We start from the raw sequence: 22,879 nt of genomic DNA on the forward strand, positions 1-22,879 counted from the left end.
GGTGAAGGGCTGACGGCGAAGCGGTCCTGTGCCCGATCTCCGGACTGACCTTGGGGATTGGGAGATCTAAGCAGAGCGCCGCGGCCCGGGAGGGGCACAGGAGAACGAGAAACAAGGAAACAGGAAGACTGGAAGGGAGAGAAGGGGGGATCGGACAGTCAGTTCGCGGAGGGCACTTCCGCGCGGTCGATGACGAGAACCTCCACGGGGCCTTTCTGCGGCTCCAGCTTGAGGCCCAGCTGCTCCTGAAGCGCGGTGAAGATCGACGGGCCAGAGTCAAAAGCGGAACTGCTGGAAGAGGTGGTCACCCGGTCGTCCGGCGTCCATGTGAGTACAAGCTTGTACCGGCCCTCCATGCCGGTTTTGTCGACCACAACGCGGCCCAGTGCTTCGGCAAGCTCCTCGGCGAGCAAGGCGACCGTGTCGTCGCCGCCCTGAATTCGGATATTGCCGTTGCCGTGGTCGACCATTGTCCCGCTGGCTTGCGAAGACAGGAACTTCGGCCCTCCCTTGGCAACGACGAGCGCATAGATGGGCAGCTCGCGCGTCTCGGTGTGCGTCGCGAGCATGAACCGCTCGACAAGGAGAGATTGCACCATTCGACGCTTTTCGAGCTTGGCCTCGGCTGGGCTGTACGCCTTCTGCATATCGATTGCGTTCTCGGCCTTCGCTTCAATGTCCCACCGGCTGGAGCCGAGCCACGAAGGACCGCCGATGATGCGGCCCTCGGGAATATCGAAGGCCCATTGGATGATCGCCTTTAGGCTCACATTGAGCGTGGCGAATCGGCCGTTTGAATTCAGGATGTGCGAGCGCTCGTGAGGCAAAGGCTGATGGGGATGAATGGAAGCGACGTCAAATGCCGAAAGCGCCGCTGGTGCGAGGGACTTGCCAACAGGCTGCTGTTGCGCTGCGAGCGTCGCATTTGACGCTGACGGCTTGGCGCTCTGCGAATTCCCAGGCAACACACCGATCAACGCCGCGACCAGAATTATAACGATCCGCGCCACTGAAGGTACTATGGCGCCGGCTGGGGCGCAGTGCTTTGGATGTACATGGGGAACAGTCATGCATTAGCCTCAAGGTTCAAACTTGTCCAGACGAGGATGCCATGATGAAGACGAGCTTAGCCCAGGACGCGCTCGACAATCTTGTGGAAGAGGCCACAAAGGCGGCGGAGAACTCCTATTCGCCGTATTCGGGATTCAAAGTGGGCGCAGCGCTTCGCTTGCACGACGGCGCCGTGGTCACCGGCACCAATGTTGAAAACGTCAGCTTTGGGCTCACGATTTGCGCCGAGCGCTCGGCACTGGTGCGTGCGGTGAGCCAATATGGCCCCGGCATTCGCATTGACGCAGTGGCCGTGGCAAATCTGAACAATGCCGCCAGCCCTCCATGCGGCGCATGCCGCCAGATGCTCGCCGAGTTTGCCGCTCCAGACGCGCCCATTGTCTTCCCTGCGGCCGATGGAACACGAACGATGCCATTCGAAGAGATTCTTCCCCTCGGCTTCGACATGAAACTGAAAAAGACCGGGAACAGGGCATAGAAGGCGTGCGGTACGGTCTAATGCCTCGAATTGGTTTTCTTCTACCTTGAAAGAGCACGACAATGAAGCCTTGCCTCGCAGTTGGATAGGGGATTGTGCTGGCGCTGGCCAACATTCACGTGTTCGTGCGCCCAAGGCAGAAGGAGCAGCAGCGCCAGGCAGGCTATCGCGCGAAAGTGACGTCCATCGTTCCATCCTGAAGCCTGAAATGACGCGGGAACGGGTGGAAGCGTATCCGCGGCAGACGGGGAGGATCGGGCACGAAACGCCGGGATGGGTCTGCCGAAACTGCGATGTCGAAGTTTGAATTCAAGTTTGCAGGCGCGAATGAAAATGAAGGCGCTGCAACCGCGCGAGACAAGCTGAAACAGATAGACCTGTTTTAAAACGGCTCCTGCCTCTGATCACAGAGGCGAACACCGCCTCCTGCGATAATCTCTTCTGTCCCGAGAATTGAGGTTGAGCGCCCATGTCTGAAAAATCCGCTGCCGCTCCGCACATGATTGATCTGATTCGCAAGAAGCGCGATGGAGGTGTTCTGGATGCGCGCGAGATTGGATTCATCGTGGCAGGCACCGCCAAGGAGACGATTCCCCTGGAGCAGTTATCGGCCTGGCTGATGGCCGCATGGCTGAATGGCCTCACGATCGAAGAAACACGTGCGCTGGCCGTGGCGATGCGCGACTCCGGCGATAAATTCGATCCGTCGCGACTCGGCAAGCGAGCAGTAGATAAGCACTCGACCGGCGGAGTGGGCGACAAGACCAGCTTCCTCGTCGCTCCCCTTGCAGCCGCATGCGGCGTTGCGGTGCCCATGATCAGCGGACGCGCGCTCGGCCATACCGGCGGGACGCTTGACAAGCTGGATTCGATTCCAGGATTCCGGTCGGCGCTGACGCTTGGCGAATTCGAAGCAGTGTTGCAGCAATGCGGCGCAGCTATCGTCAGCCAGACACCGACGCTGGTTCCTGCCGATCGCGTTCTTTACGCCTTAAGGGATCGCACTGGAACCGTCGAGAGTCCCGGGCTGATCTGCGCTTCGATCTTGAGCAAGAAGCTGGCAGCCGGGTTGAATGCCCTGGTGCTGGATGTGAAAACGGGCTCGGGCGCCTTCCTGCGCAAGCGCGCCGATGCGGAGTTCCTCGCAGCGCTCATGGTGGCCACGGCTGAAGCTGCCGGAACGCATACTGTGGCTCTGATGACCGATATGAGCCAGCCCCTTGGCCGCACAGCCGGGAACTGGATCGAGGTTGCCGAATGTGTCGAATTGCTGCGCGGCGGCTCCCCGGCAGGAAATGAAGACCTCCGCGAGCTCTCCCTGCGCCTGGCGGGTTGGATGATTCATCTGGGTGGTAAAACCGAGACCGCGGAGCAGGGGTATTGGGCAGCAACCGGTGCGCTTGCGGATGGAACAGGGCTGAAGGTGTTCCTCGAAATGATCAAGGCGCAGGGTGGCGACCTCGCGGTCTTCGACGACCTGAAGGACTCACACAAGCCCGGCGCAACGCTGGTGCTGGAGGCGTGGAAAGACGGATACATTGCCGAACTCGACACGATGGAGTTGGGATGGGCTGTGCAACGCCTCGGAGCTGGCCGCGAGAAAGCCGGCGAGCCCGTCGATCCGCACGCCGGCATCGAGTTTCACGCCCGGCGCGGGGCTCGGATAGAGAAAGGACAGCCCTTCGCCACTCTCTATGCCACCAATGAGACGATGCTGGCCGAGCCATTGGAGCGCATCAAGCGGGCGGTCACATTGAGCGACGAGCCGCCGGAAGAGGTGCCGTTGGTGAGCCACATCTTTGCGCGCGAAAATGCGGAGAGATATCTACGAGAGATGGCTTCCAACTCCTAGCTTCGAGCCTTCAGATGTTTCCGGCCTCAATCTGCCGCGACTGCTGTTAGCCTGTTGGTATCGAAAAGTGCAAGTCAGTGAACGCCGCCAAGCGCCGCCGAAAGCAATAGACGAAGCCACGAGCTTGAATCTTGCAGCCGGAAGTTGTCTTTGAAGGAGCAAGGAATTGGGACGATATACAGGGGTGCTGGGGATCTTGGCCGTTTTGCTGGCGGCATGGCTTGGCTCAACGAATCGAAAGCACATCCGCTGGCGCACGGTGGCGTGGGGCCTGAGCCTTCAGATCATCTTCGCATTCCTGGTGCTGCGTTTCGACTTCGGCCAAAGGGCGATGTTCTGGGCCGGCGGCGTAGTGACGCAGATGCTGAGCGCAACAAGCGCGGGAACATCGGTCCTGTTTGGAAAACTCGGCACGCCCGACACTTCGCTGGGATCGATTTTCGCCTTCCAGGTGCTGCCCACCATCATCTTCATCTCGGCATTCTTTGCAGTGCTCTATCACATCGGGGTCATGCAGATCGTCATTCGCGGCATGGCCTGGTTGATGCTGAAGACCATGCGCATCTCCGGCGCAGAGAGCATGAACGTTGCAGCATCCATCTTCATGGGGCAGACCGAGGCCCCGCTGACCATCCGACCGTTTCTTTCCAAGGCCACGCGCAGCGAGTTGATGACGATCATGACCAGTGGCATGGCGCACGTCTCCGGCGGCATCATGGCCATGTACATTTCGCAGGGCATTGAGGCGCGACATCTTTTGTCGGCGGTGATCATGACTTCGCCCGGAACCATCCTGATGGCGAAGATGCTGGTTCCGGAGACAGAAGTCCCCGCCACTGAAGGCAAAGTCGTCATCCCCAAAGACGAACAGCACAAGGATGAGAATCTCATCGGCGCCATTGCGCGCGGCACCATCGATGGCGGTAAGCTGGCGCTGAATGTCGCCATCATGCTCATCAGCTTTCTTGCCCTCGTCGCGTTGCTCGACATGCTGTTGAGTTGGGTCCACATCCATGCCGGATTTCACTGGGTACCGGGTAGTCTCGGCCAGATTCTCGGCTATGTCTTCTGGCCGGTGGCCTGGCTCATCGGCGTGCCCGCGCAGGACTGCAGCCTGATCGGCAACCTGCTGGGCACCCGCATGGCTCTCAACGAAGTCATCGCCTACATCGCTCTCGGAGCCCATAAGGCTGCCATCCTGCCACGTTCGTTCACCATCGCGACGTTTGCGCTGTGCGGTTTTGCGAATCTCGGATCGATCGGCATGCAAATCGGCGGAATTGGCGCCCTGGTTCCCGAGCGGCGCAACGATCTGGCAAAACTGGGAGTTCGTGCGATGCTCGCGGGAACCATGGCCAACCTGATTTCCGCCTCAATCGCCGGCATTTTCCTCGGCTGACCAGCAAAAAGTAAGGACTCTGTCTGAACTTCATCTCCGATTAGCACTAACTGACCATCCGAGGGAGTGTGTGCTTCTCTCTCCGTCCTGCGAATGGGGATCTGCACGGCGCGGTTGCCGCGAATATCCTGTTAGCAAACTTAAATCGCCGTACACACTTCAGCGCACATAGGCGCCGGCTCTCACGAAAACACAGATGGCCAGGCTGGCGGTCGCGGGGCTGGGCGTTGCGGTCTCAGTCATGCCTGATGGACGCTCCTGAGAAGTTCTTGTAGTCGACAACAACTCGTCGGACAGAACATCTCGCGAGGGCAAGAACGAGGGTTCGCGATCGATAGTGGTGCAGGGAATAACCGAGATATCATTCGATGAGAGGATTCGATCACTTATTGGCGGGTGCGCTCGTTTTAACTGCCGACGCCGGATCGGCTGCAATATCGGAATTGCGCTGCGCTGGGAAGCGATTCAGCGAATTGCGAAGCTCGTGAATTGTGTTGATGACTTTGGGAAGCCTGCGGCGAATGGAGATCGCACTGGCCCGAGTTTCCTCGATGCTAAGCGGAATCTCTTTAATGCGAAATCCGCAACGCCATGCGAGAAGAATGATCTCTGTCTGAAATACTTCGTCCGTCGTGACGGCCTTCGCGCAAAGGCCCTGCGCGACAGGCGTCTGGAAACTCTTAAGACCGTGCGTATCGGTTCCGGGATATCCCATACAGAGACGAAGGAAAACAGTGTTGTATAGGTATGTGAGGGCTCGGCGCTTGAATGGCCGCCTGTCGACTGCTTCGGGAAGCCGCTTGGAGCCTACAATCACTTCCGTATCGGTTGTTCGGAAGACAGCTACGGAGCGCGCAACGAAGTCGCAGTCAAGAACATCGCACTCAAGGATGGAAAGATGGGTTCCCCTGCATTCGAGCATCCCTCGCTTGATTGCTTCGCCGTAGCTGCCGCGGGCAATGCAAACGGGGCGAACCAGCAATGGATAGCGCGACTCGAGTTTACCGCATACTTCCGATGTGCTGTCGGTTGATCCGTTTTCGACGAGGATGATTTCCTTCACAAGGACGGCAAGGTCCACGGGAAGGCTTTCAACAAAGCGCGACACCTGAGTCTCGAGGTGCGCTGCCTCATTGTGGACCGGAATGACTATCGAGTACTCCACGCTGCCTCCTCTGTGACGGCACGGCGGGCGGAATCAATGGAATCCTCCATACTGGTGTAGTCCCAAAGTCCGTAACGGCCGATGGGATGGACATCGTGCTCCTTCAACCGGGCGAGCGCCGCGGAGACAACTCGATCGCGCGCTGGCGTGTGGTGAACATAGGCACAGCGAATGGTGTGCGTGGCAACGCAGATGACATCTCTACGATCAATCCAGCCAAGGATCTCAAGATGAGCTAACACCTCGGGTTGAATCCTGCCAATGACGTCGACTTTGTCGGCTTCCTCCGGGGTCATACCGACTTCAACATAAGCGGCGCTATGACCAGGGGCGCAGGTGCCCTTGCTGATGTTGGAGTAAAATCCCACGCGATAGAATGGCATTTCGCGATCCGGAACATAGATCCAGTGAATACCGTGGAATTCCGGCTTGAGGGGTGTGCGAAGGCCGATGTTGAAACTGATGGTGGAACTGTGGGTGAGCTCAGAGGCCAGTTCACGCAAGATTTCGTCCTCAGCGATCGAGCAGAGATATTTCAGCGGCATACTGGAAAACAGAACATTCCAGCGATAGGTTTTGCCGTCAGAGGCGATGATGGTTCGCGATTTCAGATTGATTTTGCAGACGTCCGCATGGACGACGCACTCCTGAATGCCGCGCGAAAGCCCGGCTACAAGAGCGTCAATCCCCCCCTGCCTGGGATACCAGAACCGGGCGTTGTAGCCTAAATCGACGGCAGTCGGGGATTCCATGCCATTGCGAATCTTGGCCTCGTCGGGAGCAGGAAAGAAGCGGCGCACGGCGGCGCTGGAGAGCCGATCGAGCGACGTGGCCATGGTCTTCTCGTTTTGTGGAATCAGGAACAAATCAGCGAGACGCTCACCAAAGCCGGCAACAATGTAGTCGCGGAACGTTGCGTTCTGCGCGAACATCGACGGGCGCTGCTCGTAGGAGTGGATGCACTCAGTACGAAGAGGTTCCGGAACTTCTGCGAGGTTGTACTGGATTGGAGCGGCAACGAATTTGCCGCCGATGAAGCAGCAGGAGCGTCGGTCAACGGTCTTCCAGTCTTTATTCTCCAGCCCTGCATACGGAATGTCTGCTGGGGTACCGTAACGGGAAAGGTGCAGAAAATGACCGGTGTAATCGAAACAGAACTCCCCAATCTCGACAGTGCGCGTAAGCCCGCCTAGCGAGGGGCACCGCTCCAGGAGACAAAAGTGGCGGCCCTGTTCGCGAAGGGCTTGCGCTGCCGTAAGTCCGGCGATGCCTCCGCCGACAACAATGGCGTCGATGACGGTCGGGCTCTTCATCTGTTATGAGCCCTCAACTTGCCAATCTCCACTGACTTGAAGAACGAATGCCAAGATGGACGGCAGGCTTTGACGATCGTGCCTTCGTAGACGCTGTGAAAGTCCCATAGAGCATAAGGAGAAGAGACGAGTATGCGCTTCGGGTTGGAAGACAAGGAGGTCATAGGCAGGCTTGGCGCAAGCTTATCGCATTTCAATAATTGAAGACACCATGTATTTATGGGATTGACATAACGGAGGGAGCGAGCCGCGCAAATTTTGGCGCGACCGGAAAGAGGTTGTGAATCCGACGGGGTAAGCTTCTCGACTTGCTGCTATCCGGAATCTAGCAGCCTGCAGTAGAGATGGGCTACCTCTTCAGCGCGGGTCCAAGAGTCTTCATTTGCGAGACTTACAAGAGAAACACCGGTTTTGCTTCGACAGAGCCGCACTATAGAAGAGCGAGCGGCTCTTTCTTGAATTCAGATGATTAGGATAGGCTTCTCACACAGGGGAAGCATTGCGCTGAAGGCGCGGGCAACGTTGGGATAGCATCGGGCTTCCAAACGGCAAGGTCCGCGGGCTGGGAATCATCCACGGTTGCGTTTGCGGGTCTTCGTGAATCCGGAATAGCTCAACTTTGGCGAGACTTGCACCAGTTATCTCCGGCTGCGATGGCGAATTTATGGCTCATCCCTCATTATCGCCACCTCCATCCGGCAAGAACACTTCGCCGCCTTTGAAGGGCCGTATCCGGCGTGAAGTCCGCAGCATCTGGCATGAAGCCCCTCTCTGGGTTCACATCGTTATCGTCGCGGCGGGTGCTCTGCTCGCCGCGGCCGTCGTAATCATCAGCGCCAATTGGCCTTACCGCCATCGCAAGATCGCACCGATGCTTGAGGATGTGCTGGCAAGCGACGTGACTTTCACTGGGTATCACCGCACGTATTTTCCTCACCCCGGATTTCTCGCAACCGGCCTCACCTTGCGCCGCAAGTCGGCGCCGGACCTTCCGCCCCTGGGCCATGTGGACTCGATGCTTGTCCAGGGGACCTGGTCCGACCTCATCATGCTGCGTCAGCGTGTCGAACGGGTAGAGATTACCGGCCTCCACGTCGTAGTGCCGCCAATCGGCAGCAAAGAAAACCACGAAGACTTTCCGCCCGGCAGCAGCCGTGACTTCGAAGGTCCAGACACCATGATCGAGCGATTCGTGGTGCATAAAAGCCTGCTCGAAATCCAGCGTAAGAATGGCAAGCCACTCTCCTTTCCGATCAAGCAACTCGAGATCAGGAACCTGCACAAGGGGGAGGCATTGAGCTACGCGGTGGATATGCAGAATGCGCTGCCCACCGGCCACATCCTGGCCCACGGCAGCATGGGCCCGGTCGGAGGCACAGACTTCCTGGCAACCCCGATAAGCGGGAACTTCGCCTTCACGCAGGTGAACCTGCACGAGGTTGGCGACATCAGCGGCATCCTCGATGCGCGCGGTGTCTTCCAAGGCACTTTGCGGTCGATGGAGGTTGAGACATCCGCAGAGTCGAAGAACTTTGCGGTCGACAACGGCAAGCCTACGCCTTTGAGCGCGACCATGCAGAGCAATCTCTCCGGAGATAACGGCGACATGGAGGTCCATGCCATCGACGTTAAGATCAGAGAAACGAATATTCACGTGGTAGGCAGCATCAAGGGTGCTCCCAAGCTCACAAACTTCGATATCAGCGTGGACCATGGCCGCGCCCAGGACATCATGGAACCCTTCGTGCATAGCGATGTGCCCATCACGGGACCGGTGTGGCTCAAGAGCCATGCCTACGTTGGGCCTCCGGGCAATGGATTCATGGAACGCCTGCGTGTCACAGGCACTTTTGAAGTGCCGAAGGAAAAGTTAACTGACAAAGAGGCAGAGAAGAACCTGTCCGCCTTTAGCGAGCGCGCACGCGGAGATCGCAAGCCCAATACCGGCGTCGACTCCGACGACAAGCCGACCGACGCAACTCGAGATGTTCTCTCGTCGATCCGGGGTTCAGCCAGGATCGAGAACGGGGTCGCCTCGACATCGCACCTCACCTTCGCGGTCACCGGCGCGCAGGCAACGCTCGCGGGCACCTTCCGTTTTCACGGAGAGGTCGCGCATCTTACAGGCGATCTGAAAATGGATAAGGACATTTCGCACACTGCGACCGGTTTCAAATCGTTTTTGCTGAAACCGCTCGCCCCGTTCTTCCGGAAGAAGAACGCGGGTGCAGTGGTGCCAATCGCTGTCACCGGAACAGCCGGACACTACGGCGTCACCCAGGATATTGCGCACAACAAGTAAATTCTTGTCTCTGCATACGACTGAATATAAATAGCTTATGGATTGAGGGAGGCGCAGGACAAACCGTCCCTTTCCGACTGTGCATCTCACTTGGCTGGAGCTTTTCAAAGTGAAGATGCCCAGAACATTGCGGATTTCAATTACCCTGCTCGCTCTCGGACTTCCGGCAGGGATGCTGGCATTGTGCATCGTGCGGGAACGGTCCGATGCCAAAGCCGCACTGATTGCCGCTCCACCGCCAGGGCCCGAGTTGAAACCGGCTCCTTCGACCCCCATCGCGGAAGAGAGGGCCAAACTCGGCGATGACGAAACCTGGCTCCCCGAATGGGATGCAACCATCGAGAAGGCTTTGCCTGAAGAGTTGCTCAAGCCGAAAATGGGAGCAACGGTGCGGCAATTCTGCCCGCGCTTCCGGTCGATGAGCGTGCCGGATCGCCGCGCTTTCTGGGCTTATTTCTTCCAGGCCCTATCGGGCGTGGAGGCCGGTCTCAAGCCAACCTTGGATGTGCAGCACGCCGAGCCTCAAGTCGCGGTGACCGATCAAGTAAGTCATCGCATGGTGCGCAGCGAAGGCCTGCTGCAACTGACTTATGAAGATTCCAAACGCTACGGGTGTGACTTCGACTGGAACGCTGACAAACATCTGCCGGAACACGATCCGGACAAAACGATTCTGCAACCGGAGAACAACCTGCTCTGTGGCGTGAATATCCTTGAGAACCAACTTATCGTTCACAAGAAGCCGCTGATCACGATGTCGAGTTACTGGTCGCCCTTGCGCCCTGGTTGGCCCGGATACAAAGTGTTTCTCAAACAGATGGCAAACGTCCCTTCGGCTTGCGAGGGCCGACACGTTCCAAAACGGTCAGAAGGCGGAGCATCCTCGATGCTGACCGCTTCACGCTGACATCTCGCCTATCGACGCCTCAGCGCCCCTGACGGAGCGCCTGGTCTTTCGTGGGATCGTGACTCTGATGCAGCAGCTCAGCCTGAGCCTGTTGCAGCGTCGTTGAATCCGCAATCTGCTCGAAGTGCGTCTTTACATCGTCCTCTTCCTCCGAGATGGTTTTGAAGATGAGCGCGTGACCCTGAATGTGAACGTGAGTCTCAGTGATCTGCCAAACATGCGGCCGAAGCTCCCGGCGTTCCACGCCAAAGGTGCCACCAGCTTCCAGGTCTCCCAGCAGGCCAAAGGCGATTTTAACGTCGTGGATCAGGTGCCCTTTCAGGCTGGCAATGCGATGCTGTTCGCGGTCGATCGCCATATCGCCTTCCATGGCAGCGAAGACGCGTGCCTCGAGATCCGGCGGATGAAACTGCGGATTGGGTTTAAAGTGAAGCAGTATCTCATTTCCCTTCTCGCCCGCAGCAGTCCAGATGAACGCATTGGGGAGCATCTGCAGCAATTCGGCAGCCTGCTCGTCATCATGCTGGCCGCTCTTGCGCTGCTTCGACTGCGCGCCCGGATTATTGATGAAGGCGTTCATCTCATGGCGTTGCTCATTTTCAGGAAGTGTCTGTCCATTGCGCTCAACTACGCGGTCGAGACTTGACGATCGCGCTTGTGCGACCCACTGTTTTACGGCTTTGCCCGGCTGCCTGTCGATTTCGAAATAGAGCCAGTGCGAATGGTCATTGCGATTGGCCGCAAGTTCCGTCTGAACGGCCTGCTCGACAATCGCTTTGGGAGACTGTGCAAAGCTGCTTTGAGCAAGAGCCAAGAAGAACACAAACACGAAAAACCGAGCCCTGAACACAGAGGACCTCCGGTCGAGCGACCCTCCAACAATGGATTAGATGCAAACTTCGGCCGGGCAGCGATTTTCGGTTGGAACGTCGCCCTTAGTTGAGCTCCCTTAAGCGCCGGATTCGATAGAACAACGTCAGTGCGCTCACCGTTCCACAGCTCAAAAAGCTCGCCGCCATGCCGAGGATCAGTGACGGATCCCGCTGATAGATCCCATGCACGACCCCGATCACCTGCAGGACACTGAACCCGCCAAACGTGATCAGCGAGATTCCTTCGTCCGTCTTCTTGCGCCACACCGCCAGCACCTGAGGCACAAACAGCAAGGCGTTGCAAAGGAGGCCGAGTCCGAAGATGACGGCGACAATCTCCTTCATGGTGTAACTCTTTCGGGAAATCTCTGCGCATTGCGGAGACGTGCTTTCGCCGCCTCTTCTTCGCGTGTCCGAGCCGGCGCGTTGGTTTCGAGCGACTCCAGCAGTCGCGCTGAAACCCGGGCCACTTCGTCGACCGCTGCGAGGAATGCAGCCTCGTTAGCCTTCGAAGGCTTCGCAAAGCCGCTGATCTTCCGTACAAACTGCAGCGATGCAGCGCGAATCTCCTCCGGCGTCACCGGAGGATCGAAATTGAAAAGCGTTTTGATATTGCGGCACATGGGATGCTCCCCCGGGCGAGAGATTCGCCGGCGCTCCAGCCCGAGACGCATACCAAATCGGGAACAAGCGCAGTTGTAGAATCGCAGGAACGGACTTATCGGTACAAGCCATGAGCTACTTTGACGAGGTTTCTGAAGCGGCGCACTTCGTGCGCGCAAAACTGGGCAGTCTCAAGCCCCGCCTGGGTATCGTACTGGGTTCAGGATTAGGCGCTGCCGCGGATGCCGTGCACGATCGGGTAATTGTGCCCTACGACGACATTCCGCACTTTCCCAAATCAACGGTGGAGGGGCATTCCGGGCTCCTCGTTGCCGGTACACTCGGCGGAACTCCCGTATTGGTCATGCAGGGGCGCGTGCACTTCTATGAGGGATACTCGCTCAAGGAAGTCACCTTCCCCATGCGCGTGATGGGCGCTTTGGGGGTTCGCGCCGTCATCCTCACCAATGCGGCCGGTGGCATTATCGATGGTTACAAGATCGGGCAGCTGGTGCTGATCGCCGACCACATCAACATGATGGGGTGGAATCCGCTGGTGGGCCCCAATGATCCCCGTTTCGCTTTCGGCCGCCCCAACAGCGGACTCCGTTTTTTTGACATGTCCGAGGCCTATTCAAAACGGCTGCGCCAGGTTGCTACCCAGGCGGCAGAATTGGAGGGCCAGACGCTGGAAGAGGGCGTCTACCTCGCTGTCAGCGGACCCAGCTTCGAAACTCCTGCGGAGATTCGGGCCTTCCGCACCATGGGCGCCACGCTGGTCGGCATGTCGACCGTACCTGAGACCATCGTCGCTCGCCATATGGGCATTGAGGTGCTAGGTCTCTCCTGCGTCACAAACCTCGCCTCCGGCCTGAGCGCAACGCCGCTCAACCACTCCGAGGTCTTCGAAGCCGGCAAACTGGTGGAAAGAAAACTGGCGGAGTTGCTTGAGCGCATCGCCATGTGGATCGCGGCGCTGGTGGAAGCTGAGGCGTGAGCGACGAAGCACAATACCCTGAGACGGCGATGCCCAGGCTACCGTTCCCACCGCGCATCATCGGGATCGCGGGCGCTTCCGGATCAGGCAAAACCACGCTCGCCGCCGAACTCGCCCGCGAACTTGACGGCATTCACTTCCCTCTCGACAACTACTATTTCGACCTGTCGCACCTGCCGCCGGCAGAACGAGCCAAAGAGAACTTCGACGATCCGGCCCTGATCGAGAGTTCGCTGCTCATTGCGCAGATCGCCGCGCTGGGCCGGGGAGAGACCATTGAGCGGCCTCTCTATGATTTCTCGCACTATATTCGCGTTCCCGATCGCACCGAAACGATGCATGCGGGCGCATTCGTTCTGGTGGAAGGATTATTCGCACTCTATTACACGGATCTGCTGCCTTTTTATCAGCTCCGCGTTTACCTCGACACTCCCGACGATGTCTGCTTCGATCGGCGCATGAGACGGGACACCATCGAGCGCGGCCGCACGCCGGAGTCGGTACGCCGGCAGTACGAAGCGACGGTCCGGCCCTCCAGTATTGCCTTCGTCCGGCCTTCCGCGGTCCACGCCGACCTCGTCATCGACGGAACAGCGGCACTGGACTGGAAGGTCGAACAGGCACTGTCTGCAATGCGCGAACGCGGCCTGCTCCGATTACCTCGATAAAGGGAAAAACCGCGAAACCTGGCCAGAATTGACACTTTGGAGCCGCAAGATACATCCAAAGTGGTGCGGTGTGTGCTTGTGAATGGTGCTTATGCTTGTTGATGGAAGTCACAGTGCGCTTCCCGATCCTGCACCAAACTGGCATCAGGTTCGAATTTTGGTACCGTTCACTGAACTTTTACGCAACATCTAAACGGCAGCAGGTTTTGTACCGATAACGTAGGAATCATATGAGCAGATCACTCAGAGCGATGCGACAGAAAGCGGAGTCGTGGTTGCGGCAGGGCATCTCGCCGCAGCGGCTCGCGCTCACGCTCGCTTTGGGTTTTGCCATCGGCTGCATCCCGGTCATCGGAATCCCGACCGCACTGTGTCTGTTGGTTGCTCTGGGATTGCGGCTCAATATGCCTGCGATTCAGGCAGCCAATTATGCCGCCATGCCCTTCCAGATCGCGCTGATCTTTCCTTTTGTGCGCCTCGGCGGATGGCTGTTCTCCTCCAGTGTTCACCCGGTGCTCAACGCTTCGATGCTTGGCCATCAGTCTGCCTCCAGGCTCATCTGGGCGTCCGGAAGTCTGGCAGGCGAAGCGCTGGCAGCGTGGCTGGTCACAGCAGTTCCCATGGTCCTGCTGCTGACACTGGTGTTGACACCTCTCCTGCGCAAGGTACCCCAGGTGGCGACTGCCGAATCGGGAGACTGATTGAAGCAGCGAAGGGTGCCGCGGGACGAGTGGCGCTATTTAAGTTGCTCTCCTCATTTGCTCGATGAATATGGGTCCGGAACTGGGTTGCCGCTCTGGAGCCAGGCGGAATAGATCATGTCGCGCAGCATACTGGCGCCCGCGGCGAGCCGATCGGCGGTGAAATCCCGCGATTCCTGCGTTCCATGCCCCTCAAATCCGCCAATTTTCTCCAATTGGTAGACCTTTTCAACCTGTTTTGAGCTTTGCCGAAGATAGGCAATGTAGTCCGCGAACACGTCCCCCTCGAGAAGGTGCACCGCCGCCATGCGCGGCTGAACCTCGGACGCATGCAGGTTGGATCCCACAAATGGACCTTCAAATTGCCAGTGAATCGTGTGCGCGGTGGTATAGCCGTTAGGGTTAGCGCCCGTCCACCCGTTGTATTGAACGGTGGTGTGAAGCGGCTGGGAGGCATCGCCCACATAGTGGCCCAGCCAACCGGCGTAGAAGATCGCTGCCTGCTCCACGGCATGCGTGCCCTGATGTGCGGCGGAGAGACGGCGGTACTCGCGTAGCGCCGCCTTGAGCCGTTCCCAGACCTCGGTAGCTTCCCATGGCTGAAGGCCAATCTTTTCAGGGCGTTGGCCGGCGGCGAACGCCTCCGCCTCGAAATCGAACCGACGGCGGGGCAGCGGCCCGAGGGCGTCGGCAAGTTCGAGGTCTATAAAATGCTCCGGAGCCTGGGCTGCGTTCAATTCCGGTTCGCCGGGAGAGCGCCACCGGTCGGGCTCGGGGCCCAGGTATTCGATTTCTTCGAGTGCACCTGCAGAGCGGAGGAAAGCCGGACAATCGGGGGGCAGGTTCGAAATGGCCAAACGATTGATAATACGATGACCTTCGTTACCCCATGCATAGGCGAAAGGTGCATGCAAGAAGGCGCTTGCAAGCAGAATGAATACGGGTAGAACCAGCGTGTCCCAGGCAGTTGTCCGTCGCATGGAAGCAAGTATACGGCGCGCAGAACCGAAGGCCGCCTCGGCCGGGACTCAATCTCCGCGATGAATTCGCAGGGAACGGCGGTGGCATTTCGGGTACAACGGTACGCTGGTTCAGTAACATACGCTTGAAACCGAGGCTGATTTGTGGAAGGGTGCAAGATAAGCCTTATTGCGCTTGCGATTCGCCCGAGCTTGACGGGCTCTCGTACCTCGATACAGTCGAGGCAAGTTGGATGTATTCTCGCTTCAAGTGTGCGAGAAGAGAATTACGGGGATGCGGTCGATAAACCCCCAAGGCGCCTGCGCGATTGACAGCTTGTTGTGCAGCGGAAAAGCTACTCCGGTGTAACTGCGGCTCGGTTGAGATTGAGGCGCGGCGGAACCGGTGAACACGCAGGAGCGCGGCAACCCGATGGATTTACGCGAAGCCAGACAGTCGAACTTGGCCAGACAGTCGATCTGGGAAGGAGAGAATCACTCTCCGTCGATTTGGTCTTCATTGTCTGTCCTTGCCGTAGCGATGGCCGCTGGTTTCATCCTGGCAAGGCTTGAGGCGGGACCGAAGTTCGACTGGCTTTTGCTGATGACCGCGATGGGGCTGACCGCGGCGGTGTTGATGCGCGTGCTGGCCGATGTCACCGCCGAGCGCGAAGCGGCTGCACGGTATGCAGGCGATCCCCTCAAGGACATTCTGGACTCCGCGGGGACGATGGTGATCTCGATCGGCCTCGACGGCAATCTCACATACATGAATCCGACCGCCGAGCGACTGCTCGGCTACCACGCGGTAGAACTGGTCGACAAAGAGAGCACAGAAAAGCTGCTGGCGCCCGGTGAGGAGGATCGGCTTGTCTCCGAGGTCCGCCGGCTCTATGACATCAACAAGCCAGTCGAAAGCAGACAGGAAGGCAGCCTCGAAACCTACGCCGAGGTTGTCCATTCCCTGGCGCCAAGCCAGGTCCCGAGCTTTGAAACCCATCTGCGGCGCAAGGATGGATCGCTCTTTCCGGTGAGACTGCACATTTCCACGCTCCGCAATCGCGATGGTTTACCGACCGGGCTGGTCGCTGTCGCGCTCGACCAGTCGGTGAACACTACGCCGGGCGAAGGTCTGCGCATCCCGCGTGATCGATATCGCGACCTGTTTGAGAATTCGAGCGAAATGATCGCGACACTCGACATGGTGGGAAAGTTTCTTTACGCCAATCCCGCGTGGCGGCAGACGTTTCGTCTCGACAGAAACGCACCATTGGAGCGAGATTCGTTCGCCGATGTATTCGGGGCGGGTTGCCGTGAAGAAGTGGCTGCACTGCTGAAAAAGGCTCTGGATGGCGTGACGGTGGATCGAGCTCCGTTGCGCACCGAGACGGCAGACGGTCGCGTGCTTGAGCTGGAGATGAGTCTGCATCAGCGCCGACGCGCCGGCAAACCGCTGGCCGTGCAATGCCTTCTGCACGATGTAACCCAGCAGAAGCAGCGCGAGCACCGCCTGGCATTGCAACTCGTAGTAAGCCAGATTGTGGGCGAAAACATCTCGGCAGAGATTGCCACCAAGCGCGTGCTCGAAGCGCTTTGTATTTCGCAGGGCTGGGACGTCGCGGTGAAGTGGGACGTAAACGCTGAAGAAAACCGACTCGAATTCAACACGGCATGGGGTGTTCCGGGCAAAGGTGCCGAAGGTCTGATTCAGGAAAGCATGGGGATCACGCTGGCTCCCGGCGGAAGCCTGCCGGGACGCGCGTGGAAAGAGGGCCGTCTGGTTTGGGCATCCGATTTGGGAGTGCTGACAACCAGTCCGCGCGTGCAGGCGGCCATTCGAAGCAAGATGGTATCGGGCTGGGCTGCCCCCGTGCAGGTTGGGAATCATGTGCTGGCAGTGCTCGAGTTCTACTGCCACGCAAGAATTCGCGAAGATCGCGAGACCACCGCGGCCATGGAAACGGTAGCCGGGTCGCTGGCGCAGATGCTTGCGCGGACACGCGAGCGCGAACGCGCCGAGGAACTGAGCCGCCAGCAGGAGATTCTGCTGGGATCGGTGGCCGACGGTATTTGCGGTGTCGATCGCAATGGCCTGGTGCGGTTTGCCAACCCCGCGGCAGCGCGGCTTCTTGGTGCGCGGCCACAGAACCTGATCGGCAAGCCGGTTCACCAACTCGTGCACGGCACTGCGCCGCCGGACAAGAAATGCCCTGAAGATTGTCCGCTGAGGCGAGCTTCGGGACAGCGGAAATCCGTGACCGGGGAAGGCACAATCTTCCGCAGCAACGGCACCGGATTCCCGGCGGAGTTCTTCCTGAACCCGATTCTCGACCAGGGAAGATTCTCGGGATCGGTGCTCAGCTTCAGAGACATCAGCCAGCGGTATGCGCTCGATCGCATGAAGGACGAATTCGTTTCGACGGTAAGCCACGAACTGCGCACGCCGCTGACTTCGATTCGCGGCGCGCTGGGACTGCTTTCGTCGGGCATGCTCGGCGTGATCAACGAGAAGGCTGCGAACCTGCTGCGTATTGCGCTCAGCAACTCCGAGCGCCTCGTCCGGCTGATCAACGACATTCTCGATCTCGAGCGCACCCAGAGCGGCCGCGAGCCGCTCACGTTCAAGCCGATCCAACTTGGCGAAATCGTGCGCCAGGCGATCGACGGCGTTCAGCCAATGGCGGATGAGGCCGGGGTGCTGCTGATCCACGACAAGACACAGGTGGAGGTCACGGCCGATCCGGATCGCCTTCTTCAGGTGGTGACAAACCTGTTGTCGAATGCAATCAAGTTTTCGCCGGCCAATTCAGCAATCTCTGTGATGTTGCGCTCGGGCGCCAGCGGCGTGACGCTTTCGGTCATCGATCAGGGCCGCGGAATCCCCGCAGACAAGCTCGAAGCGATCTTTGGTCGATTCCAGCAAGTGGATGCATCGGACTCGCGCCAGAAGGGTGGCAGCGGCCTTGGACTGGCGATTTGCCGTGCGATCGTCCTGCAGCACAGTGGGAGAATCTGGGCGGAGAGAAATCCGGTTCGCGGATCGACATTCAGGGTCTTTCTGCCCTATCAGCCGGTTGCTGCAAAGACAGAGGAAGGTGAATCGAGCCCCGCAGCTCACGGTGCCGTGCTCGTAGCCGATACAAATGGCGCGACCCGGCCATTGATTGCCGATCAACTCTCACGATATGGATACCGCGTGGTGGAAGCCACGACCGTCGACCAGGCGGTCGCGGTTGCTCACGATGGCGTTTCAGCAATTGTGCTCGATACGACCATTGACGGCATCAACGGATGGGAGATACTGCCAATGCTGCGCCGCGAAGATCCGGAGGCGCACACTCCGGTCGTGCTGTTGGGCGTGGCGCATCCGCAGCCGGCGGCGGAACTGAATCACAAGGCGGACCGTCTCTTCCCGAGGCCAAGCGACGATGCTCTTCTAGGCGAACTGGTGAAGGTCCTCTGCTCTCCGGGGGAACAGGCACGCATCCTCGTCGTGGAAGACGATCTCGATCTTGGACAGGTTGTCGCCGAGATCTTCAGACGCGAAGGAATCGTCGTCCGCGTGGCACATACGCGCCAGGGAGCGATGGATGAGTGCCTGACTCTGCAGCCCCACCTCATTATCCTCGACATTGGAATGCCCAATGGAGATGGATTCAACGTGGTGGACTGGCTGCGGCAGCACGAAGATTTGAACCGGGCGCCCTTGGTGGCCTATTCTGCCCATGGTTTGACGCAGGCAGAACGTATGCAACTGGTGCTAGGCTTGAGTCACTTCCTGGCCAAGGCCAGCGTTGAACCCGAACAACTGGAAGCCCTGGTACTGACGATGCTGCGCAGTTCGCAGGAAGTCGAAGAGTCCGTATCCGAGGTTTCCGCCGGCCAGGGTTCCTGAGGCCGATTCTGGAGAAGTAGTTCATGCATCGCATCCTTATCATTGATGACGAAGACGATATCCGCGAAATAGCTGCACTGAGCCTTGAGACAGTGGCGGGCTGGGAAGTGATGGTGGCCAGTTCGGGCGCCCAGGGATTGGCGCGCGCCACGACTTACCAGCCAGACGCGATCCTGCTGGACGTGATGATGCCGGGAATGGACGGTCCGGCGACATTTCGGGAATTACAGAAGAACCCGGCGACGGCACACATTCCAGTTATGCTGCTCACCGCAAAGGTTCAGGCGACGGATCGCTCGCGCTTTGCCGATCTTGGCGTGAAAGCCGTGCTGGTGAAGCCGTTCGACCCGATGACACTTTCGCAACAGGTTGCCGGCATTCTGGGGTGGAGCTGAGGCCCGCCAGGTGAGCGACACGGTGGGATCGCCGCTGACTGAAGCCATGAATCGGCTGTGGACGAAGTTCCTGCCACAGATGGTGGAACGCGTCACGACCCTGCAGAAGGCGGCAGAGAGCGCCGCCAACGGTGCGCTTGGCGCCGCTGAACAGCAAACGGCAAGTTCCGACGCACACAAGCTGGCAGGCGTTCTGGGAACCTTCGGCCTGCACGAAGGAACGGAACTGGCTCGTGAAGCGGAAAATCTGTTCGCGGGGACATTGGACGGCTCCGCCGCGATTTCTGCACGCCTTGCACAGATTGCGGAACAGCTCCGGACGATCGTTGCCAGTCGCCCTTAGCCGCGCTCCCACCGCACCTCTCATCACACCTGAGCAATTACACTCGTAGTGGTGACTCGACAGGACATATCTGTGCGACAGCTCGACCTGACATTTGAAGCGCCGCCACAAATGCGCCGCATCTGGCCTGTGCGCGAGCTTGTCGAGCGCGTCTGCGAGCAGGTTGAGCAGCAGTACAGCGACATCTGGGTCGAAGGGGAGATATCGAATTGCCGCCCCGCGCCTTCGGGACATTTGTACTTCACGCTGAAAGACGCGGATGCCCAATTGCCAGTCGTGTTGTTTCGCCGACAGTCGGTTCTGCTGCGCTTCAAGCCGGAAGATGGACTGCATGTACTTGTGCGGGGACGCGTGAGCGTGTATGCGCAGCGTGGGCAACTACAGCTGGTGGGTGAAACCATCGAGCCTGTGGGCGCGGGCTCGCTGCAATTGGCCTTTGAACAGCTCAAGGAGCGATTGAAAGCCGAGGGACTCTTTGAGTCTGCGCGCAAGAGGCCTCTCCCGGCTTTTCCGCGGTCGGTGGGAATTGTAACTTCGCTGACCGGCGCTGTGATCCGCGACTTCCTTAACATCGCGGGACGCCGTCATGCGGGGTTGAATGTAGTTGTGTGCCCTGCGGCAGTCCAAGGTGAACAGGCCCCAGGTGAAGTTGAATCGGCTTTGTTTCAGTTGAACGCCAGCGGCCTGGTCGACGTCATTGTCATCGCGCGCGGCGGCGGATCGCTTGAGGACTTGAGCGCATTCAACAGCGAGCGGGTGGCGCGGGCAATTGTCGCGTCAAGCCTGCCGATTGTCTCGGCAATTGGACATGAAACGGATTTTACGATTGCGGATTTCGTGGCAGACTTAAGGGCTCCCACGCCTTCGGCCGCCGCGGAACTGATTACCGAGGCACAGCATCGTGTAGCCGAGCGCGTTGAATCTTTGGCGGATCGAGTGGAGCGAGCGGCGCGATTTCAGCTGCTGCACGCGCGGCAGTTGCTGGACAACGTTCCGCTGGCTCGAGCGGAACGGCGCGTGACGGCGATGCTGCATCGAGCTAGCCAGCAGCTGGACGATCTCGGGTTTCGCATGGAGTCGAGCGTAAGCGAAATGGTGCGCGCTCGACAGCGACTCGCGGCTGAACTTGCGGCCGATGTATTGCATCATGAACCCCGACAAATGCTGGCGCGTATGCAGGAGAGGCTTGGAGTGGGAGCAACAAGACTGGAACGCTCGCTCGAGAGGATCCTTCGCAGATGGGGTGCCCGAGTCGAAGCGCTCGATGCTCGATTGCGTTCGCTGTCGCCCCTGGCCGTACTGGAACGCGGCTATGCGCTGGTGCTGGACTCTGACGGTGCAGTGATTCGCTCGGTGAGTCAAGTCGTGCGGGGAGAGCGTGTCAAAACCCGCCTGCATGACGGTGAATTCAGCAGCACCGTTGACGAAGCATCTGGCAGGAGAAGACCTAAGAAGTGAGGCTATGAGCAAAGGAAATACAAGGAAGCTCTTCGGCACCGACGGGATTCGAGGCATCGCGGGCGAACCGCCGTTGGATGTGCGAACCATCCACGCAACCGGTTTGGCGCTTGGACACTCACTGCAGGGCCGTCATGAGCCAAAAGTCATTCTCGGCCGCGACACACGCGAGTCGAGCATGTGGATCTCAGCAACTATTTCCGACGCGCTGCGCAAAACCGGAGTGAGCGTGGAATCAGCCGGTGTGGTCCCTACTCCCGCGGTGGCGTTCCTCGCGCGAGCACACGGCTTTGATGCGGGAGTGGTGATTTCCGCTTCCCACAATCCCTGGCGCGATAACGGAATCAAGCTTTTCGGCCAGGACGGTTTCAAGCTTCCGGATGCCGTGGAGGCTTCGATCGAGGACGAGATTATCCGGCACGCCGAAGAGGCCATTGTGCCGGAGGTGTCAGGACTTCCGCGTGTGGACGACAACGCGACTCTTGCCGAGGACTATCTTCAGTTCCTCATCGATTGCGTGCCGGGGTTGAGGCTGGATGGTTTGCGTATCGTTGCCGACTGCGCAAATGGCGCTGCATCGGCGGTTGCGCCCGAATTGTTTGCCAGGTTGGGGGCGCGGATTCCGAAAGAATTTGCGCTGCTCAACATTTCGCCGGACGGCAGCAACATCAATGACGGCTGCGGCGCACTGCATCCGCAATGGGTTGCCGCGGAAGCTCAGAAGCGGCAGGCGGGAATCGGGCTGACCTTCGATGGGGATGCGGACCGGTGCATGCTGGCCGGCGCGCATGGAAACGTCATCAACGGCGACGGGATTCTGTTGATGGCCGCACGGGACCTGAAGGCGCGTGGAATGCTGACCGGCGATCTTGTCGTAGCGACCACCATGTCGAACATGGGGCTTGAAGCAGCGCTGAAACGATCGGGAATTCGCATGCTGCGCGCTCCCGTGGGTGACCGATACGTACTCGAGCAGATGCACCAACACGGCGCCGCACTCGGTGGAGAGCAGTCCGGACATATTCTCTTCCCTCACCTTGCAACAACCGGAGACGGTCTTCTGACAGCACTTGTTGTGTTGGATCTGGTGGCCCGCACGGGCAACAGCGTGGACGAACTCACGCAAGATTTGAAGGTGTTTCCACAAGTCATTGTGAACGTGCGAGTGCGCGAGAAAAAGCCGCTTGAAGAGATTGCGGCGGTCGCGTCGAGCATTCGCGCGGCGGAAGAAGAGTTGAAGGATTCAGGGCGCGTTGTGATCCGGTACTCGGGAACCGAAGCGCTGGCACGGGTAATGATCGAAGCCGAGAGCGAAGAGGCGATGCGGCGGCACGCCGATGCGATTGCTAACGCGATTCGGTCGGAGTTGGGGGCCTAGAGCATTTCACTAGTTACTGTGCACGGGGTCATTTGTGTTGCAAGCTAAAGGTGGCGATTGTCCGCACACCCAGATGCCGGAACCATACTCGAACGATCTGCGAGGGAAGTTCTTTGCGGCGTA

20 protein-coding genes are annotated in these 22,879 nt (G+C 58.9%); 13 read left to right on the top strand and 7 right to left on the bottom strand.

All coding sequences use genetic code 11. From position 1 onward, the window contains the following. Positions 1–158 precede the first annotated feature (158 nt). Positions 159–1,070 carry a TIGR03435 family protein gene (locus WCA10_RS24055; protein ID WP_472825084.1) on the bottom strand — a complete coding sequence of 304 codons (912 nt, stop codon included), beginning with the start codon at positions 1,068–1,070 and terminating at the stop codon, positions 159–161. Positions 1,071–1,111: 41 nt separating this feature from the next. Between WCA10_RS24055 and cdd the strand changes: the two genes are divergently transcribed. From cdd to WCA10_RS24070, 3 genes are all read left to right on the top strand, one after another. Then, positions 1,112–1,549, top strand: a complete 438-nt coding sequence (gene cdd, locus WCA10_RS24060) for a cytidine deaminase (RefSeq protein WP_472825085.1) — start codon at positions 1,112–1,114, stop codon at positions 1,547–1,549. 469 nt (positions 1,550–2,018) lie between these two features. Continuing rightward, entirely contained in the window at positions 2,019–3,401 is a 1,383-nt protein-coding gene (locus tag WCA10_RS24065) for a thymidine phosphorylase (RefSeq protein WP_472825086.1), read from the top strand. Between the two features lie 166 nt (positions 3,402–3,567). Next, positions 3,568–4,800 carry a NupC/NupG family nucleoside CNT transporter gene (locus WCA10_RS24070; RefSeq protein WP_472825087.1) on the top strand — a complete coding sequence of 411 codons (1,233 nt, stop codon included), beginning with the start codon at positions 3,568–3,570 and terminating at the stop codon, positions 4,798–4,800. Between the two features lie 382 nt (positions 4,801–5,182). Here the strand turns inward: WCA10_RS24070 and WCA10_RS24075 are convergent, their stop codons facing one another. Both WCA10_RS24075 and WCA10_RS24080 read right to left on the bottom strand, forming a co-directional pair. Further along, the gene (locus WCA10_RS24075) at positions 5,183–5,965 is read right to left on the bottom strand and encodes a glycosyltransferase family 2 protein (protein ID WP_472825088.1); all 783 of its coding nucleotides are present in this window, start codon (positions 5,963–5,965) and stop codon (positions 5,183–5,185) included. After that, the gene (locus tag WCA10_RS24080; protein ID WP_472825089.1) at positions 5,950–7,278 is read right to left on the bottom strand and encodes a protoporphyrinogen/coproporphyrinogen oxidase; all 1,329 of its coding nucleotides are present in this window, start codon (positions 7,276–7,278) and stop codon (positions 5,950–5,952) included. Before WCA10_RS24080 ends, WCA10_RS24075 begins: the two co-directional genes overlap by 16 nt. A gap of 664 nt (positions 7,279–7,942) precedes the next feature. On the opposite strand from WCA10_RS24080, the gene WCA10_RS24085 reads away from it, so the two are divergent. After that, on the top strand, positions 7,943–9,580 hold the full coding sequence (locus WCA10_RS24085) for an AsmA family protein (RefSeq protein ID WP_472825090.1): 1,638 nt from the start codon (positions 7,943–7,945) through the stop codon (positions 9,578–9,580). Between the two features lie 109 nt (positions 9,581–9,689). Further along, the gene (locus WCA10_RS24090) at positions 9,690–10,487 is read left to right on the top strand and encodes a hypothetical protein (protein ID WP_472825091.1); all 798 of its coding nucleotides are present in this window, start codon (positions 9,690–9,692) and stop codon (positions 10,485–10,487) included. A gap of 19 nt (positions 10,488–10,506) precedes the next feature. On the opposite strand, the gene WCA10_RS24095 is transcribed toward WCA10_RS24090, so the two are convergent. From WCA10_RS24095 to WCA10_RS24105, 3 genes are all read right to left on the bottom strand, one after another. Next, on the bottom strand, positions 10,507–11,337 hold the full coding sequence (locus WCA10_RS24095) for a hypothetical protein (protein ID WP_472825092.1): 831 nt from the start codon (positions 11,335–11,337) through the stop codon (positions 10,507–10,509). Between the two features lie 85 nt (positions 11,338–11,422). Then, positions 11,423–11,704 carry a hypothetical protein gene (locus WCA10_RS24100; RefSeq protein WP_472825093.1) on the bottom strand — a complete coding sequence of 94 codons (282 nt, stop codon included), beginning with the start codon at positions 11,702–11,704 and terminating at the stop codon, positions 11,423–11,425. Then, complete coding sequence (locus tag WCA10_RS24105) at positions 11,701–11,982, bottom strand: DUF2277 domain-containing protein (RefSeq protein WP_472825094.1); 282 nt, start codon at positions 11,980–11,982, stop codon at positions 11,701–11,703. Before WCA10_RS24105 ends, WCA10_RS24100 begins: the two co-directional genes overlap by 4 nt. 110 nt (positions 11,983–12,092) lie before the next feature. Here WCA10_RS24105 and WCA10_RS24110 point away from each other — a divergent pair, with 110 nt between their 5' ends. From WCA10_RS24110 to WCA10_RS24120, 3 genes are all read left to right on the top strand, one after another. Then, entirely contained in the window at positions 12,093–12,959 is an 867-nt protein-coding gene (locus tag WCA10_RS24110; protein ID WP_472825095.1) for a purine-nucleoside phosphorylase, read from the top strand. After that, positions 12,956–13,627: a uridine kinase family protein gene (locus tag WCA10_RS24115; protein ID WP_472825096.1), complete on the top strand. Its 672-nt coding sequence runs from the start codon at positions 12,956–12,958 to the stop codon at positions 13,625–13,627. Before WCA10_RS24110 ends, WCA10_RS24115 begins: the two co-directional genes overlap by 4 nt. A 251-nt stretch (positions 13,628–13,878) precedes the next feature. Next, positions 13,879–14,328 carry a DUF2062 domain-containing protein gene (locus WCA10_RS24120; RefSeq protein ID WP_472825097.1) on the top strand — a complete coding sequence of 150 codons (450 nt, stop codon included), beginning with the start codon at positions 13,879–13,881 and terminating at the stop codon, positions 14,326–14,328. Between the two features lie 53 nt (positions 14,329–14,381). Here WCA10_RS24120 and WCA10_RS24125 read toward each other — a convergent pair whose 3' ends face one another. Continuing rightward, complete coding sequence (locus WCA10_RS24125) at positions 14,382–15,308, bottom strand: S1/P1 nuclease (RefSeq protein WP_472825098.1); 927 nt, start codon at positions 15,306–15,308, stop codon at positions 14,382–14,384. A 385-nt stretch (positions 15,309–15,693) separates the two neighbouring features. On the opposite strand from WCA10_RS24125, the gene WCA10_RS24130 reads away from it, so the two are divergent. From WCA10_RS24130 to glmM, 5 genes are all read left to right on the top strand, one after another. Next, a complete protein-coding gene (locus tag WCA10_RS24130) occupies positions 15,694–19,182 on the top strand; it encodes a PAS domain S-box protein (RefSeq protein ID WP_472825099.1) in 3,489 nt (1,162 codons plus the stop codon). A 23-nt stretch (positions 19,183–19,205) separates the two neighbouring features. After that, entirely contained in the window at positions 19,206–19,577 is a 372-nt protein-coding gene (locus tag WCA10_RS24135) for a response regulator (protein WP_472825100.1), read from the top strand. Between the two features lie 10 nt (positions 19,578–19,587). Then, positions 19,588–19,920: an Hpt domain-containing protein gene (locus tag WCA10_RS24140; protein WP_472825101.1), complete on the top strand. Its 333-nt coding sequence runs from the start codon at positions 19,588–19,590 to the stop codon at positions 19,918–19,920. A gap of 111 nt (positions 19,921–20,031) precedes the next feature. After that, positions 20,032–21,378: an exodeoxyribonuclease VII large subunit gene (xseA, locus tag WCA10_RS24145; protein WP_472825102.1), complete on the top strand. Its 1,347-nt coding sequence runs from the start codon at positions 20,032–20,034 to the stop codon at positions 21,376–21,378. A 4-nt stretch (positions 21,379–21,382) separates the two neighbouring features. Beyond that, positions 21,383–22,756 (top strand): phosphoglucosamine mutase, encoded by a 1,374-nt coding sequence (gene glmM, locus WCA10_RS24150; protein ID WP_472825103.1) that lies wholly within the window; start codon positions 21,383–21,385, stop codon positions 22,754–22,756. Positions 22,757–22,879 lie beyond the last annotated feature (123 nt).

The organism is Occallatibacter sp., from assembly GCF_049582745.1.
GTDB lineage: Bacteria > Acidobacteriota > Terriglobia > Terriglobales > Acidobacteriaceae > Telmatobacter.